The 16,197-nt window shown below is 36.5% G+C and carries 14 protein-coding genes; 12 read left to right on the forward strand and 2 right to left on the reverse strand.

What is annotated here, in order from left to right:
* The 6 genes from PSR14_RS06250 to PSR14_RS06275 all read left to right on the forward strand — a co-directional run bounded on the left by PSR14_RS06250 (nt 1) and on the right by PSR14_RS06275 (nt 5,193).
* Nucleotides 1-267, forward strand: coding sequence for a CPCC family cysteine-rich protein (locus tag PSR14_RS06250; protein WP_000877827.1), 267 nt, complete (start codon nt 1-3; stop codon nt 265-267).
* 432 nt (nt 268-699) lie between these two features.
* The gene (locus PSR14_RS06255; RefSeq protein ID WP_061535852.1) at nt 700-1,071 is read left to right on the forward strand and encodes a DUF1304 domain-containing protein; all 372 of its coding nucleotides are present in this window, start codon (nt 700-702) and stop codon (nt 1,069-1,071) included.
* A 632-nt stretch (nt 1,072-1,703) separates the two neighbouring features.
* A complete protein-coding gene (locus PSR14_RS06260; RefSeq protein ID WP_046198652.1) occupies nt 1,704-2,687 on the forward strand; it encodes a hypothetical protein in 984 nt (327 codons plus the stop codon).
* 246 nt (nt 2,688-2,933) lie between these two features.
* Nucleotides 2,934-3,230, forward strand: coding sequence for a hypothetical protein (locus PSR14_RS06265; RefSeq protein ID WP_061185146.1), 297 nt, complete (start codon nt 2,934-2,936; stop codon nt 3,228-3,230).
* Nucleotides 3,231-3,305: 75 nt separating this feature from the next.
* Nucleotides 3,306-3,782: a PH domain-containing protein gene (locus PSR14_RS06270; protein WP_098487469.1), complete on the forward strand. Its 477-nt coding sequence runs from the start codon at nt 3,306-3,308 to the stop codon at nt 3,780-3,782.
* Nucleotides 3,775-5,193, forward strand: coding sequence for a PH domain-containing protein (locus PSR14_RS06275; protein ID WP_000278160.1), 1,419 nt, complete (start codon nt 3,775-3,777; stop codon nt 5,191-5,193). The genes PSR14_RS06270 and PSR14_RS06275 overlap by 8 nt, the downstream gene beginning before the upstream one ends.
* Before the next feature lie 189 nt (nt 5,194-5,382).
* Here the strand turns inward: PSR14_RS06275 and hmoB are convergent, their stop codons facing one another.
* Nucleotides 5,383-5,880 carry a heme-degrading monooxygenase HmoB gene (gene hmoB / locus PSR14_RS06280; RefSeq protein WP_000644059.1) on the reverse strand — a complete coding sequence of 166 codons (498 nt, stop codon included), beginning with the start codon at nt 5,878-5,880 and terminating at the stop codon, nt 5,383-5,385.
* Between the two features lie 127 nt (nt 5,881-6,007).
* On the opposite strand from hmoB, the gene PSR14_RS06285 reads away from it, so the two are divergent.
* The 4 genes from PSR14_RS06285 (at nt 6,008) to hemY (ending at nt 11,742) form a co-directional block, all read left to right on the forward strand.
* On the forward strand, nt 6,008-8,125 hold the full coding sequence (locus tag PSR14_RS06285; protein ID WP_098487470.1) for a transglycosylase domain-containing protein: 2,118 nt from the start codon (nt 6,008-6,010) through the stop codon (nt 8,123-8,125).
* A gap of 179 nt (nt 8,126-8,304) precedes the next feature.
* Complete coding sequence (gene hemE / locus PSR14_RS06290; protein WP_000252614.1) at nt 8,305-9,351, forward strand: uroporphyrinogen decarboxylase; 1,047 nt, start codon at nt 8,305-8,307, stop codon at nt 9,349-9,351.
* A gap of 14 nt (nt 9,352-9,365) precedes the next feature.
* The gene (gene hemH / locus PSR14_RS06295; RefSeq protein ID WP_000726777.1) at nt 9,366-10,301 is read left to right on the forward strand and encodes a ferrochelatase; all 936 of its coding nucleotides are present in this window, start codon (nt 9,366-9,368) and stop codon (nt 10,299-10,301) included.
* Between the two features lie 19 nt (nt 10,302-10,320).
* On the forward strand, nt 10,321-11,742 hold the full coding sequence (gene hemY, locus PSR14_RS06300) for a protoporphyrinogen oxidase (protein ID WP_098487471.1): 1,422 nt from the start codon (nt 10,321-10,323) through the stop codon (nt 11,740-11,742).
* Nucleotides 11,743-11,781: 39 nt separating this feature from the next.
* Here the strand turns inward: hemY and PSR14_RS06305 are convergent, their stop codons facing one another.
* The gene (locus PSR14_RS06305; RefSeq protein WP_000453738.1) at nt 11,782-13,134 is read right to left on the reverse strand and encodes a DUF4026 domain-containing protein; all 1,353 of its coding nucleotides are present in this window, start codon (nt 13,132-13,134) and stop codon (nt 11,782-11,784) included.
* Nucleotides 13,135-13,375: 241 nt separating this feature from the next.
* On the opposite strand from PSR14_RS06305, the gene PSR14_RS06310 reads away from it, so the two are divergent.
* Both PSR14_RS06310 and PSR14_RS06315 read left to right on the forward strand, forming a co-directional pair.
* Nucleotides 13,376-15,742, forward strand: coding sequence for a DUF6359 domain-containing protein (locus PSR14_RS06310; protein ID WP_098487472.1), 2,367 nt, complete (start codon nt 13,376-13,378; stop codon nt 15,740-15,742).
* A gap of 152 nt (nt 15,743-15,894) precedes the next feature.
* The gene (locus tag PSR14_RS06315; RefSeq protein WP_001148847.1) at nt 15,895-16,194 is read left to right on the forward strand and encodes a hypothetical protein; all 300 of its coding nucleotides are present in this window, start codon (nt 15,895-15,897) and stop codon (nt 16,192-16,194) included.
* Nucleotides 16,195-16,197 lie beyond the last annotated feature (3 nt).

Genomic DNA, 16,197 nt, shown 5'->3' on the forward strand with positions numbered 1-16,197 from the left:
ATGAAATACACTTGTCCATGCTGCGGATATAAAACATTAGAAGAAGAACCACCAGGTACATATGAAATTTGTAACATATGTTTTTGGGAAGATGATTCTGTTCAATTTAAAGAGCCTGACTATGAAGGCGGGGCAAATGAAGTTTCGTTAAGACAAGCGCAGGAAAATTTCATTGTGTTTGGTGCCTGTGAAAAGCGATGTATTGAATTGGTTAGAAAGCCGACTAGTGAAGATGTGAAGGATGCTAGTTGGAAGCAAATTTGTTAAATAGCTTTAAATAAAAATGTTATTACTCAATTTAACAAGAGTAATAACATTTTTTTATGCCATGATGAAAGAATGAACGCCGCCTTATCAAATAAAAAAGAAATAAAATTTTCGTCTTTGGAGACAACTAATTATTAATTTGATGATTTAGCTGATTTTTTTTGTAGTTATTGAAAAACACCATAGTTTCTAGAGAGTGAACAGGGGTTTTGAATTGATTTGAAGTTGACGGAACAAAATAAAACGAATAGAGCAAAAAAACTTGCAAAACTAAAAGAGGAGTTGTATATTAATTGATGCATCAAATATTGATGTATCAATTAATATTTTAATAAGTAAGAAGGAAGAATTTTCGAAAACGTGTTATTCAGACGATGTCGGATTTTTATATAAGCTATAAGATTAAAGCGAAGATAGAGGGGGCACAATACTATGGAAATAATCGCAGCTATTTTAGTCGGGATCGTAGCATTAGAACATTTATTTATCATGATCCTCGAAATGTTTTTTATGAATTCAAAATTGGCAAAACGTGCTTTTCAATTACCCGAGCATTTAGAAGGAGATCGAAACGTAGCCATTATGTTTGCAAACCAAGGTTTATATAATGGATTTTTAGCCGTTGGTCTCATTTGGGGACTTATACTTGGTCTCAATTCAATTGGTTATATGGTTCAATTATTCTTTGTAATGTGTGTGGTAGTAGCAGCTCTGTTTGGCGGTTTCACATCTAATAAATCAATTATTGTAAAACAAGGACTTCCAGCTATATTAGCGTTGATTGCCCTTTTAATTGTGATATAGAACTAAAGCGTTTGTATAAAAGAACTCATTTTTGAAAAATACGTTATTCTTTCTTCCTATAGGCTCATAGGAAAGAATAGCGTATTTTTTCTTTTTAAGGGGGTATATCCTTCAATTTAATCAAAAATGTAAATTCTTTTTTTAGCGCGATTGTTATGAAAATACGTATTACATTAAGGATTAGAACCGGATTAACGCTTTAAAATATAGAAGGTGGGGAAAATAATGTAAAAAAACTATTGTATGTTTAAAAACCGTGTGTTACATTTGTGTTACAAAATAGTTACAAACTGTAACTTATATTGCAGTTTATTTTCTTTTTGTTTTTTGGTATGTTACAAATCGGAGTGTGTATCAAATCATCAGAAGATATATGAAGTTCAAAAAGTTTTTCTATGTGTATAAGAGTGTGTGTAGTAAAGAGCTTGGTGAGAACTTTGCGCACATTATTAAAATTCCTTTCTGTCTTTAAAAGAAGAAAACCAACTATTTAGGAGTTTTAAGTAATGATAGTAAATGAAATGTACTTCCTTTCCCGCACATAAAGTACATATTTACGCTCAGTCTAATTACTACACAGACTTTTATACATATAAAGCTATTGTTTTAGGGGATATATAGGAGGAGAAAAAATGAAAAAGTTATTAATGGTAATTGGACTTACACTTTTAATGTTAGCTGGATGTAGTAATGGGAATTTTGACAAAGTAATGGATGAAGGAAAGACCGCGTTAACGAATAAAGAATATAAAAATGCCTTATCATCATTTGAAAAAGCACTAGATGAGAAAAAAGACGATTCAGATGCAAAGGTGCTTGTAGAACAAACAAAAGCAATGATTGAAGCTGTGAAGTTAAAAGAAGAAACAAAGGTAGAAGAATCAATCAAGTCATTTGAAAAAGTAGAGAACATGAAGGATGGAAATAGTACGTTAGTAAAACAAGCGAAGGAAGAACGAACAGCATTATTAGCTATCGTCGAACAAAAAAAGAAGTATAGCGAGCAACTAGTGAAAAGTGAAGAGTTAATAAATAAGAAAAATTACGCAGAAGCGAAAGATATATTAAATAAGCTAGTTTCAGAAACAAAAGATAACAAAAATCTTGAAGAATATAATAAAAAGGCTTCAGGATTAATTACTAAAATTGGTGAAGCAGAAAAGAATGCAACGGTAGCGAAGGCAGAAAAAACTAATGTAGCAACGAATCAAAAGGTAACAACAGAGAAGCCTCAAAAGGTAGAGACAGAAAAGAACCAGAAGGTAACGACAGAGAAGCCTCAAAAGGTAGAAGCAGAAAAGAACCAAAAGGTAACGGCAGAGAAGCCTCAAAAAGTAGAAACAGAAAAGAACCAGAAGGTAACGACAGAGAAGAACCAAAAGGTAGAAACAGGAAAGACTCAAGATGCATTTACTTTTGAGAAAGCGAAAGAATATATTAAAAATGAATATAAAGAAGACTATGATTATACGCTAGAAAATACGCAAGTAGAGAATGGAAAGAAATATTATCAAATTAGAGTGCGTACGACATATAAAATAGAAGGCGCAGCTGGATCAGGATTTACGGGCGTATTTAAAGTATTTGAAGATGGTACGATTGTTGAAGTGCACTAAATTAATGGAAAGGTATCCTCAAAGTGTTTGAGGATACCTTTTTAGCGTAAAAAAAGCATCTAGCAAAAGTACTAGATGCAAATAAAAACACAAGGGAAGACAAAATTCTTCCCTTTTCCCGTAAGTAATTATATCAAAAAATTTATAAAAAACTAGCTTTATTTTTAATATAATTGATGTGTGAAGCTATGAAAGTATAAGATTACACTATTTTTGTAGTGTTTTGTTGAAAAAGGAGCCACGTATATGATTAATTTTAAACCAGAAAATTTGAACCAACTATTAAAAGTAATGTTAATTAGTGCCAATAAGTCTTATGATGCGATTAAAGAGTATGAATGTACGGGAGAAGCAGTCGTATTCTGTGTAGACTTCGAATATATTGACGTTTCTCTTATGATTGTAGATATGCTAGGAAGATCGGTTTCTAGATTTAACATTTTGCCATTTGCTAAGCCAGATACGAATGAGATAGATTACATTCAGTTTCAAGTGTATTCCATTAATGAAGGGAATTTTAAAGAAGTTCTCGATACGATGTAAAAAAACTATAATTTTACAAAAATGTATATACCAACTAATATATAAGTAATACATTCATATAATTGGAGTGATGAGATGCAGCCGTTAGAAAGGGAGATTCATTCTAATATGCTGAAAGTGTGGCGAATTCATGCTTTAATTGGGGCGGCAGTTATACTAGCAGTCGTAATTGCATATTTCTTTTTTATGATCAATTTTAATTGGTGGGGTTGGTTGTTTGGCTTGTTAGTCACAGGAGCTATTCTATTTATTCCGCTCGATTATTTTGTATTTCCAAATTTACGTCAGCGCTATTATAGTTACAGATTAAATGAAGAAGAGATTGAGATTCAAAAGGGAATGTTCGTTGTAAAACGCGTGCTTATTCCGATGATTCGTGTGCAGCACGTAACGATTGAACAGGGCCCGATTATGAGAAAGTACAATTTAGCAGAATTACATATTTCAACAGCAGCAACTTCTCATAGTATTCCAGGTTTAACGAAAGAAGAAGCAGAGCAGTTGAAAAGACAAATTGGAGAACTTGCGAAAGTGAGTGATGAGAATGTATAAGAGGCAACATCCGATCACGATTTTATTAGGTATTCGAGTTGCGACTTTGTTGCCTTTTATTTTTCTTGTTTTATTTCGATCAGATGGTGAAGTAGAACCATGGTATTTCTTGCATCTTGTTCTTTTGTTTGTATTATTCATTATGGCTATTTTCTCAGCTATAAAATGGTATTTTAAAGTGTACTGGGTTGAAAATAATATTTTACATATTAAACATGGCGTCTTTGTAAAGAAAGAAAGTTACTTAAATAAAGAACGTGTGCAAAATATTAGTACGTCTTCTAACATCATCTATCAAATATTTGGACTGACGAAATTAAATATTGAAGTGGCAGGCGGCGGTACTGAGCCAGAAGTGATGTTGGCGGGTATTAGAGAAGCAGAAGCGAAGGAACTCATTGCTTTATTACATAAAGAAAGAAGTGTTGTGAGTGAAGAAGGGCCTGCGGAAGAAGGAAGTAAGACGGTATATCAGTTAACAACGAAAGAGATTTTAGCAGCATCTATTACATCTGGTAGATTCGGATTAGTGTTTTCTATGTTAGTCATCCTTTACACAGAGTTTAATCAATTTCTACCAGAATGGCTTATCAATAAAGTAGAAACGTATGTGATGGATAACGGTGTATATGAATTAATCGTTATGGCGGCGATTTTAATGGCAGTGTCGTGGGTCATTTCAACAGCAGGTTATGCATTAAAATATGCGAACTTTAAAATTGAGCGAAACGGAAATGAAGTTCGCATCGTGCAAGGTTTATTTGATAAGAAAGAGTTTGTTTTAAAATTACACCGTATTCAAGCGATTACGGTGAAAGAAGGCATTCTCCGCCAGCCTTTCGGATATTGCTCTGTCGAAGTAGAAGTCATTCAAAGTATAGAAGCGGCAGGAAATGAAGTGATGTTACATCCTTTTATGAAGAAAAAAGATGTGCAGCAGTTACTCGCATATTTACAGTTGCCGTATGAAATGGAAGCGGAAATCGTTCATTTACCGAAAGCAGCATTACGTCGTTATGTCATCATGGGCTGGATTACAAGTGCCGTACTCGCTGTGCCAATCATAGGTGCGAGTATATATTTTAAACAAAATATCGCGTTATTCACTCTCATACCACTATGTATTATATTTACGTTACTTGCATACGCGCGGTATACAAGTAGTGGTTATATGATACGGGACAATCAGTTAGTCATGGTATACCGAGGACTCGCGAAATATACAGGAATCATGCGAAGAAGGCATGTGCAAGCAGTCGGATACAGTCAGTCGTATTTTCAAAAGAAAGACAAGCTATGTGCAGCTGTCGTATCAGTAGCAGGGCATCGTTATAAAGTGAAACATATGCAAAAAGAAGATGCGCTTCGTATATATAATTGGTACAAAGAAAAAGGAAACAACGGTGTGTAACGGTGTTTCCTTTTTTGTGTCGTGATTTGTCGATAAGTCGATATATCTCAAAAATCGCTGATATAATTTGAGTTGCGCCGATATATTTTAAAAATCGCTGATATATTTCGAGTTGCGCCGATATATTCGAAAAATCGCCGATATAATTTCATGTACCGCATCCTTGGAGAAACCACAATACAAAAAAAACTAAACTAACACATCAAAAGTAGTTACAAATGACGGACGAGAGAAAATACTCTTTTGCTGTTCTGCATGTGGATGCGCCGGAGCTTGTCCTTCTGCTTGTGCGGGGCGTTTTTTATGAGCATTTTCGAATGAACGTGATTCTGTCCAGTCTTTAAAGTTTTGCTCTGTTTCCCACATCGTTAAGATGACATATGTATCGTTACTTAATGGGCGTAGAACGCGGATTGCTTGGAATCCTGGTTCGTTTTCAATAAGGCCTGCGCGATTTTTAAAACGGTTTTCAAATACTGGGCGACCTTCATCTGTTACAGAAATGTTGTTACAAACGATGTAGCCAGGTTGTCCTTTAAATTCTCCAACAGCGTCTAGTACGTCATACTGAAGTGATCCTTCTACAGATTCTTCTGTATTTTCTTTATAAAACATATTTTTTTCATCATTTTTTGCAGTGAAATGTGCTTGTTCTAGAGGTGTTTCGTATGAAATAATAGCCTTCATTTTAATGCCCCCTTATTTATTTGTTTCTATTATATCAACTCTCTTAAAAAACTTCGAAGATTATATACATAAAGATACCTCTTTTTCAAATAATAAATGTACCATCATTTGGAAAGAAGGCCGATGTATGAAGAAAGTAAAGTGGACTTTATTAGGTGGGTTAGCAACGCTACTATTAGCGATTGTCCTTTATAAACTAATTGTGTTAGCTGGTGGCTATATGATGGATGAAAAGCAGCTCGTTTTCCACTCTTCATCACGTATCGTTGACCAGAAAGGGAAAGAAATTACGAAATTATACGTAGAAAATAGAGACCTCGTACCAATCGAGCAAATTCCGAAATATGTGCAGCAGGCGTTCGTTGCGGTGGAAGATTCTCGTTTTTATGAGCATCAAGGAATTGATTACCCGTCTATATTTCGTGCTCTTTATAAAGACACGTTAGCTGGAGGGAAGGTCGAAGGCGGCAGTACGATTACGCAGCAACTTGCTAAAAACGTCTTTTTAACTCGTGAAAAAACATTTACGCGCAAGTTGAAGGAAGTCGCAATTTCCCTTCAATTAGAGCAAAAATATACGAAGCAACAAATTCTTGAAATGTATATGAATCATATTTATTTTGGCCATGGAGCTTACGGTATTCAAGCAGCAGCAAAGTTATATTTTAATAAAAATGTAGAAGATTTAACAGTAGAAGAAGGAGCAATGCTTGCAGGTCTTCCGAAGTCGCCAAACGGTTATTCACCTTATTTTTCTCCAGAGAAGAGTAAAGAACGCCGCGATCTCGTATTGTCACTTATGCATAAACAAGGCTATTTGACTGCCGAAGAAAGCGTACGTTATCAAGGAAAGACAATTGCACTATATAAAAACTTAGATGAGAATGAACTCGCATATATGCCGTATATTGATATGGTTATAGATGAAGCAGCTCGTTTATACGGATTGTCTCATCAAGAAGTGCTTCGCGGAGGATATACGTTTGTCGTACCGATGGATGAAAAAATTCAAAAGGTAGCGTATAACCAGTTTCAAGATGCAAGGAATTTCCCTGGGAAAGAAGAGGGGGCGCAAGGTGCTTTTTTATTAATGGATAATCGTACGGGCGGGATTAAAGCTGCGATTGGCGGAAGAAAGTACGTTCCGAGAGGGTTCAATCGTGTTTTTGCAAAAAGACAGCCCGGTTCTGTGCTAAAACCACTTATCGTTTATGCGCCAGCACTCGAAACGAAAAAGTATAATCCGTATTCTTTATTAAAGAATGAAAGACATTCTTTTGAAGGGTATGAACCTCGAAATTATAACCATGAGTATTCGAAAGAAATGACGATGTACGATGCGATTGTAGAGTCAGCAAATGTACCAGCAGTTTCTTTATTAAATGAGTTAGGGGTAGAAGAAGGAAAGCAATATTTAGAGAAAGGAAATGTTCACATTGCTGATGCTGGCTTAAGTACAGCGCTTGGCGGATTGAAAAATGGTGTTTCAACATTTGATCTTGTGAAAATGTACCGTGCGTTTTTAGCAAATGGTGATATTATTGAGCCGCACGTTATTGATAAAGTATTCAATAGACACGGCGCAGTCATTGGAGAGTCGCCAAAAGTAGAAACGAAAATTTTCTCGAAACAAACGGCTTGGTATATGACGAAAATGTTAGAAGGAGTTGTAAAGGAAGGGACAGCGAAAGCCGGTGTATATAACGGGGCGTTAGCTGGGAAAACAGGTACAACTTCCTTACCAAATGACGATAATGGGGCGAGGGATATGTGGTTCGTTGGCTATACGCCAAATTTAGTAGGCGCTGTTTGGATTGGTTATGACCGCATAGATAAAGAGCATCAGTTGCAAGGAGAAAGTGCGTCAGCAACAAAATTATTTAAGAAAATTTTAACGAAAGCAAATGTAGAACAGAAAGAGCAGTTTAGGAAACCAGAAGGTGTGGAAACAATCGGTGCTCCAATTCGGCTGCGCAAGATTGAAGATGTGAAAATGAAATTAGCATTTAGCCCTTTCGGTTTATTTAAAGCGAAATTAAGCTGGACACCACTTCCAGATGAAAGAATTATGTATCGTATTTATAGAGTGGAAAATGGAATTCATACGCATGTAGGTACTGTAAATGGTGCCGGGGAATATGAGGAAAAGTTCGTTAACATCTTTTCAAAACCGAGTTTTTACGTTGTACCATATAACACACAAACGAATCGCGAAGGAGAAAAGTCAAAAGTAGCTAAACCATAGTTTTTCTCTGTGTTATAATAAGAATGTTGTGAAAATAGTAAGCGTTTTTAAGAATGTTTGTGTCAATTTAATGAACAACGTACATAATATTATGCATTTTGTTTTTACAAGCTGTATAGTAAAAAAAGATAAATATCGAACGTATTCGAAGCATTGTGGTAAGGAAGGGAGCTAGGGTCTTGGTAAGAACTATAAATGAGACATTTTTAAAAGCATGTAGGGGGGAACGTACTGATTATGTACCAGCATGGTATATGCGTCAAGCAGGTCGTTCGCAGCCGGAATATAGAAAGATAAAAGAAAAGTATTCTTTATTTGAAATTACACATAATCCAGAGTTATGTGCTTACGTTACAAAACTGCCAGTTGATCAGTATAACGTAGACGCAGCAATTCTTTATAAAGATATTATGTCACCACTACCTGCAATTGGTGTGGATGTAGAAATTAAATCAGGTATTGGCCCAGTTATTGATAATCCAATCCGTTCTTTACAAGACGTAGAAAAACTAGGGGAAATCAATCCAGAAGATGACGTACCGTACATATTAGATACAATTCGTTTATTAACGACTGAAATGCTAGACGTACCGTTAATCGGTTTTTCAGGAGCTCCATTTACATTAGCGAGCTATATGATTGAAGGCGGTCCATCTCGTAACTACCATAATACGAAAGCGTTCATGTATGCAGAGCCAAAAGCTTGGTTCGCTTTAATGGATAAGCTAGCAGATATGGTTATTACATATTTAAAAGCGCAAATTAACGCAGGGGCAAAAGCAGTTCAAATTTTCGATTCTTGGGTTGGAACAGTAAACGTAGCAGATTACCGCGTATTTATTAAACCAGCAATGGAGCGTATTTTTGCAGAAGTTCGCACGATGGGTGTACCGATGATTATGCACGGCGTAGGAGCTGCACACTTAGTAAATGAATGGCACGACTTACCGCTTGATGTAGTCGGTTTAGACTGGCGTTTACCAATTGAAGAAGCACGTGCACGCGGCGTTCACAAGGCGGTACAAGGTAATATGGATCCTTCGTTCTTACTTGCGCCATGGTCTGTTATTGAAGAACATGTAAAAGGTATTTTAGATCAAGGGATGAAACAGCCGGGTTATATCTTTAACTTAGGTCACGGTGTATTCCCAGAAGTAAATCCAGATACATTAAAACGTTTAACTACATTTATTCATGAATACTCTAAAGGGCAGTTAGCGAAGTAAAGGAGAATTGCTGTATGAAAAAGAAAATTGGTTTGCTTGTAATGGCATACGGAACGCCATATAAAGAAGAAGATATTGAACGTTACTATACACATATTCGCAGAGGAAGAAAGCCAAGTCCTGAAATGCTAGAAGATTTAACAGAGCGTTACCGTGCAATTGGTGGTATTTCTCCTTTAGCTACTATTACATTAGAGCAAGCTAAGAAGTTAGAGAAGCGTTTAAATGAAGTACAAGATGAAGTCGAGTACCATATGTATCTTGGCTTAAAACATATTGAACCGTTCATTGAAGACGCGGTGAAAGATATGCATAACGACGGTATACAAGATGCAATCGCACTTGTTCTTGCGCCGCACTATTCTACGTTTAGCGTAAAATCATACGTTGGACGAGCACAAGAAGAAGCTGAGAAACTTGGAAACTTAACAATTCATGGCATCGATAGCTGGTATAAAGAACCGAAATTTATCCAGTACTGGGTTGATGCAGTGAAAGGTATATATAACGGTATGTCAGACGCAGAACGTGAAAAAGCAGTATTAATCGTATCAGCTCATAGCTTACCAGAAAAAATTATCGCAATGGGCGATCCATATCCAGATCAATTAAATGAAACAGCGGACTATATTGCAAGAGGCGCTGAAGTAGCAAACTATGCAGTAGGTTGGCAAAGTGCAGGAAACACACCAGATCCTTGGATTGGTCCCGACGTACAAGATTTAACGAGAGAACTAAATGAAAAGCACGGTTATACTTCATTCGTATATGCACCAGTTGGATTTGTTGCGGAACATTTAGAAGTTTTATATGACAACGACTTTGAGTGTAAAGTGGTAACGGATGAAATTGGCGCGAAATATTATCGTCCAGAAATGCCAAACGCATCGGACGCATTTATTGACTGCTTAACAGATGTTGTAGTAAAGAAAAAAGAATCTGTACTGTAAGAAGAAAGGGGGAGCCTGCTTGAGGAAAAAAGTTGTGATCATCGGCGGAGGCATCACTGGATTAACAGCAATGTATAACTTACAAAAAAATATTCATGAAAAAAACTTGCCGATTGATACATTACTGATAGAAGCATCGGGTAAACTTGGCGGAAAAATTCAAACCGTTCGAAAAGATGGATTTACAATTGAGCGCGGACCGGATTCTTTCTTAGCACGAAAAGAAAGTGCAGCTAGATTAGTGAAAGAATTAGGTCTTGGCGATGAACTTGTAAATAATGAGGCCGGTCAATCATTTATCCTCGTAAACAATCGGTTACATAAAATGCCGAATGGATCAATGATGGGAATTCCAACGCAAATTACGCCGTTTCTATTTTCCGGGCTGTTCTCCCCAATTGGGAAACTAAGAGCTGGTTTTGATCTATTAATGCCAAGATCAAAACCAGTATCTGACCAATCACTCGGGCACTTTTTCAGACATCGCCTCGGAAATGAAGTGGTTGAAAATTTAATAGAACCATTACTATCTGGTATTTATGCAGGGGATATTGATGAAATGAGCTTAATGTCAACATTCCCGCAAATGTATCAAATTGAGCAGAAACATCGCAGTATTTCACTCGGTATGCGTACGCTCGCTCCGAAAGAAGAGAAAGCTGAACCGAAAAAAGGAATCTTCCAAACAGTGAAAACAGGTTTAGAATCTATCGTAGAATCTCTCGAAGCAAAGATGCATGAAGGTACGATAATAAAGGGAACTCGCATTGAAAAAGTTGTAAAACAGGGTGATGGCTATACGATTACTCTTAGTAACGGAAAAGAAATAGAAGCGGACGCGGTCGTAGTGGCAAATTCACATAAAGTATTGCCATCTATGTTTGCACAGTACAAGCAGTTTCGTTTCTTTCGCAACATTCCGTCCACATCAGTTGCGAATGTAGCAATGGCTTTCCCGAAATCAGCCATTCAGCGAGATATTGATGGTACAGGATTTGTTGTCTCTCGAAATAGTGATTACACAATTACAGCATGTACGTGGACGCATAAAAAGTGGCCACATACAACGCCAAAAGGAAAAACGCTTCTTCGATGTTACGTTGGACGACCTGGTGATGAAGCAGTTGTAGAACAAACAGAAGAGGAACTCGTTCAGCTCGTACTAGAAGACTTACGAAAGACGATGGATATTACAGAGAATCCAGAGTTTACAGTCGTAAGCCGTTGGAAAGAAGCAATGCCCCAATATACAGTAGGCCATAACGAGCGAATGAAGAAACTCACAACATTTATGGAGAAAGAGTTGCCAGGTATATACTTGGCAGGTAGTTCTTACGCTGGTTCTGGTCTGCCGGACTGTATTGACCAAGGTGAGAAGGCTGCAAAACGTGTACTCTCTCATTTGGAGAAAGTAATGAATACGGAATTAATCGCACAATAAAGAGAAACGCCTTCAATCATATTGAAGGCGTTTTGTTACTTATTCACCAATAAACATATATAAGTTATTTGGCTTTATAACGGCATCTCCTGCATAAATAACCCATTCTGTTAAGTCATCAAAATCTAAATGATAACTATTTCCTTCACTCATATCTTCTATAAAATATGGTTCATTAATGAGTATTCCTTGAATAAAGTCTTCTGTAATATGTTGCATTTCAAACCACATATGCTCGCTTTTACCCTCTTCATAGGAAACGCCAAACTTAGCGAGAAAACGAAACTCCTCATTTGATTGTTCAATTTGAAAAATGTTGCTGAAATACCCGAAAGTATTTTTTGCATTGTAAGCCATACGAGCCGTTTCACTATTTGTTTTATAGAACATGAGCCCTGTAGCTTCCTCGTGTTCTTTGAAAAAGCTTTCGATACATTCTTCTGAAGTATCAAATTTGAACAAGAGAACAGATGGCGATTGATGGTATTCATCTCGGTCATCCATCCCGCCTAAGAATGTGTTTTGTGCATCTATTGGTTGTAGCTTCACTTCTTCATCCTCAATTGAAGATAATTGATCTATACTCGTTTTATGCCCAATATAAGATAAACCTTTTTCCCACGGCACAGCTACTGTATGTATAGAACCTTGCTGACTATGTGCGATAACGATAGGCTCATTCATAGGGACTTGTCCATTTTCAACGGCATTATTCGCAAATGTTTGAAAGAGGTCACCAATGCCATAGTAGGAAGGAATGCGATTTGGAATAATTAATTCTATTTCTGTTACGCCCGCTCTTAAAAGGCCATGTGTATGAAACCAATATTGCGTAGGCTCGCCTTCTTTATCGTCTTCATAAACGGAATGAATAACGTACAAGTCAGGAATGTCAGGTAATAATTCATTTTCAACGTGATATTCAATATAGCTTCTAGATATTACCTTCATTGCTGCACTTGAATCAATTACAAATAACAAATCTGGCGCAAGGTTCCATAAAAACTGTAACTGCTGGAAAAAGCAGTCCAGCACATCGCCTACAAATAGCGTACGGGTGAAAATTTCAGTACCATAAGCCGCATCTTCAAAAGTACGGTCTACGATTGTGGAATCTTGTCTATTGTATAGTTTGTATTCTTCTGGATCATCCGTTTCATCAATATGCAGTTCATACGGTATGACATTTTCATCCATATGTAACTCAACAATAAGGCTTGTCTCATCACTATAAACAACTTTTAACTCATCAACTTTAGTAGCGATAGTTTCTAGCCGTTGTTTTAACTGCTCAATTGTAATTCTAGTCGGTATAACAGCAATCATATCTGAAAAATGACGTTCTAATGTTCCATTCATAGCTGCGCGGTATGTTTCTGTCTGTACTTCCATCCAATCACTCCTATTCAAATGAATCCATTTTACATGCCAATGAAATATCGATATTTTCTGTTTTCTCTCTCTAACATTATAGAGTGCATTCGTAGAAAGTGTAAAATTATTATTTTGTATTATAGTTTGAAAACGAGTAAATTAGATTAATTTGTTGTAAAACTTGTCGAAATATCATTCTATATAACGAATCATTTGATATGATAGACATGCTGAGAAAATATGAAATAGGGAGAGGAAAATGGCTGTGAAGAAATTGTTAAGTATCTTTTTATCATTCATACTATTGCTTTCATTTACTGGAACTTTAGTACAAGCAGAAGAAACTACTTCTATGTCAGTAGAAAAAGCAATTCAAGTATTTAAGCAGCAAGGGAAAACGAAGGGGACAGTGGAAGGGTACATCGTCGGATATACGCAAAGTCCTTCGAAATACACGAAAGATCCGGCTAAGTTTGATGATACAAACGTAGCAATTGCTGATTCGCCAAATGAAACGAATCCAGACAAAATCATGCCTGTTCAGTTACCAAAAGGCGATGTGAGAGCGGCAGTAAACGTGAAAGATCATCCTGAAAATATCGGGAAGAAAGTTAGTTTAACAGGGACGCTTGAATTATATTTTAGTAGCCCAGGTTTAAAATCAGTAACAGCTCATAAGTTTCAAGGGGAAGAACAAAACCGTGTTAGTGATGTAGTAGCTTCACCGAATGGAGGAGAAGTTGCGAAAGGAACAGCAGTAACGTTAACAACGAATACAGAAGGAGCAACAATCTACTATACGTTAGATGGCTCTAACCCTACAAATAAAAGTGTTCGTTATAACGGACAAATTATCGTGAATGAAAATAGTGTGATTAAAGCAATTGCAGAGAAAGAAGGGCTTACTTCTTCAGCAATTTCAACATTTTCATTTGTTATCGTAAACAATGAACCAGTTCGTATTCATGATATTCAAGGAAAATCACATATTTCTCCTTACAACGGGAAGAAAGTATACAATGTGGAAGGCGTTGTAACAGCGCTTGATAAAAATGGTTTTTATATAGAAGATAATCAGCCAGATAATGATCCAGCTACTTCAGAAGGTATGTATGTGTACAAAAAGGATGCGAATGTAGCAGTAGGAGATCTTATTCAAGTTGATGGAGTAGTAGAAGAATATGTTGGACCTGGATATGCAGAAAGGTTTGACACAGACTTAACGACGACGGAAATTAAAGCGAGCCGCGTTGCTGTAATCGCAAAAGATCAAGTTTTACCAGCACCGATTGTACTTGGAGAAAACGGTGTGAAAATTCCTGATCAAATTATCGATAATGATGCATTTGGTTTATTTGATCCAAATGAAGATGCAATCGATTTTTATGAAAGTATAGAAGGTATGCGCGTTACGATGCCAACGCCAAAAATTATTGCACCTCAGAAAAACGGGAATTTATATGTAACAGTGAAAAATGGCGGAAATAAAGTCGTAACGAAATATGGCACACCTGTATTAGATGAAAATCAATTAAACCCAGAGCGTCTTTCTGTAAAAGTACCTCGTAATTATGTAGCAAAAGTAGGAGATACTTTCACTGGAGATATAACAGGAGTAGTCGGATATGATTACGGTGCGTTCCGCATTGCGCCAATAACGGAATTACCATCTGTAGTAGACGGTGGATTTAAGCAAATAGGAGCAAATATTCAGCCGCGTCTTGATAAGTTAACGGTTGCTACATATAATATTGAAAACTTCTCGGCGAATAAAAAAGAAACAACAGATGAAAAAGTAAAAGCGTTAGCGTATTCTATTAAATACAATTTAAAAATGCCGGATATTATCGGTGTAGAGGAAATGCAAGATAATAACGGAACGGTTAATGACGGTACAACAGATGCTTCGTTAAGCGCAAAACGTATCATTGATGCAGTGCTAGAAATTCGCGGGCCAAAGTATGAGTATGTAGAAATTGCTCCGAATAATAATTTAGACGGAGGAGCACCAGGCGCTAACATTCGCGTCGGTTTCTTCTATAACCCATCACGCGTGAAATTAGCAACAGTACCGAAGTTGCTTGATAAAAACGTTGTCCGTATTGGAGACGAAAATCCATTGTTTGAAAGTACACGTAAACCGCTTGCGGCAGAATTTACGTTCCAAGGACAAAATTTAGTTGTTGTTGCAAATCACTTAAACTCAAAAATAGGAGATGCAACACCATTTGGAAAAGTACAGCCGCTCGTATTAAAAAGTGAAGAAAAACGAGTTCAATTAGCACAAGAAGTCAATCATTTCGTACAAGGAATTCAGAAAAAGAACACGAATGCACCAGTTGTTGTGTTAGGGGATATGAACGATTTTGAGTTTGCTAAACCACTAAAAGCACTAGAAGGAACAATCTTGAAAAATATGTTAAATACAGTGCCGAAAGAAAATCGCTACACGTATATTCATGAAGGAAATGCACAAGTGCTAGATCATATTTTAGTAACAAACAACATCGCACCGCACACAATCGTAGATCCAGTACACTTAAACACAAACATTATGAAAGAGCACGGACGTGTAAGTGATCACGACCCAGTACTTGCTCAAATTGATTTGAAGAAGGCATCTTAAAGTAGGGGAACGCTTAGGTAACTAAGCGTTCTTTTATTTGATAAAAATAGATAAGGATAGTGTATAAGCGATTTTTTAGAATGATATAGATTGGTCTTCTGCAGTTTTATGGTAAAATTGGTTGAATATTTAGTTTTTAAGGAGGGTCAATGATGCAAGCACAACTAAATGGAAAATTAATAAATCAGCTTGCAATTTTTTTTAGTACAATCGTCATGCTTCAATTTGTAGCGGAGGTAATAGGACTTACGCAAAATTTAGATATTACATATAACTTAATACATACAGCAGCATCTTATATAACGTTTAGTTTAGCAGTTATTTTTACTTTAATTGGCGCAAGGAGAGAATTAAGTAAATATGCAATTATTTCATTATGTTTAGTTGTAGGTATTAAAGCGATTTATTTTGTAGGGGTCGTTATTTTATGGGGATTGGCTGGCACGCCATAAAAG

Source organism: Bacillus sp. A01H (genome assembly GCF_045277205.1).
Classification (GTDB): domain Bacteria; phylum Bacillota; class Bacilli; order Bacillales; family Bacillaceae_G; genus Bacillus_A; species Bacillus_A paranthracis.

Excerpts from the sequence above, each read along its gene's own strand:
- PSR14_RS06250 (WP_000877827.1), top strand. The coding sequence starts at position 1 with ATGAAATACACTTGTCCATGCTGCGGATATAAAACATTAGAAGAAGAA.
- PSR14_RS06255 (WP_061535852.1), top strand. The coding sequence starts at position 700 with ATGGAAATAATCGCAGCTATTTTAGTCGGGATCGTAGCATTAGAACAT.
- PSR14_RS06260 (WP_046198652.1), top strand. The coding sequence starts at position 1,704 with ATGAAAAAGTTATTAATGGTAATTGGACTTACACTTTTAATGTTAGCT.
- PSR14_RS06265 (WP_061185146.1), top strand. The coding sequence starts at position 2,934 with ATGATTAATTTTAAACCAGAAAATTTGAACCAACTATTAAAAGTAATG.
- PSR14_RS06270 (WP_098487469.1), top strand. The coding sequence starts at position 3,306 with ATGCAGCCGTTAGAAAGGGAGATTCATTCTAATATGCTGAAAGTGTGG.
- PSR14_RS06275 (WP_000278160.1), top strand. The coding sequence starts at position 3,775 with ATGTATAAGAGGCAACATCCGATCACGATTTTATTAGGTATTCGAGTT.
- hmoB (WP_000644059.1), bottom strand. The coding sequence starts at position 5,880 with ATGAAGGCTATTATTTCATACGAAACACCTCTAGAACAAGCACATTTC.
- PSR14_RS06285 (WP_098487470.1), top strand. The coding sequence starts at position 6,008 with ATGAAGAAAGTAAAGTGGACTTTATTAGGTGGGTTAGCAACGCTACTA.
- hemH (WP_000726777.1), top strand. The coding sequence starts at position 9,366 with ATGAAAAAGAAAATTGGTTTGCTTGTAATGGCATACGGAACGCCATAT.
- PSR14_RS06305 (WP_000453738.1), bottom strand. The coding sequence starts at position 13,134 with ATGGAAGTACAGACAGAAACATACCGCGCAGCTATGAATGGAACATTA.
- PSR14_RS06310 (WP_098487472.1), top strand. The coding sequence starts at position 13,376 with ATGGCTGTGAAGAAATTGTTAAGTATCTTTTTATCATTCATACTATTG.
- PSR14_RS06315 (WP_001148847.1), top strand. The coding sequence starts at position 15,895 with ATGCAAGCACAACTAAATGGAAAATTAATAAATCAGCTTGCAATTTTT.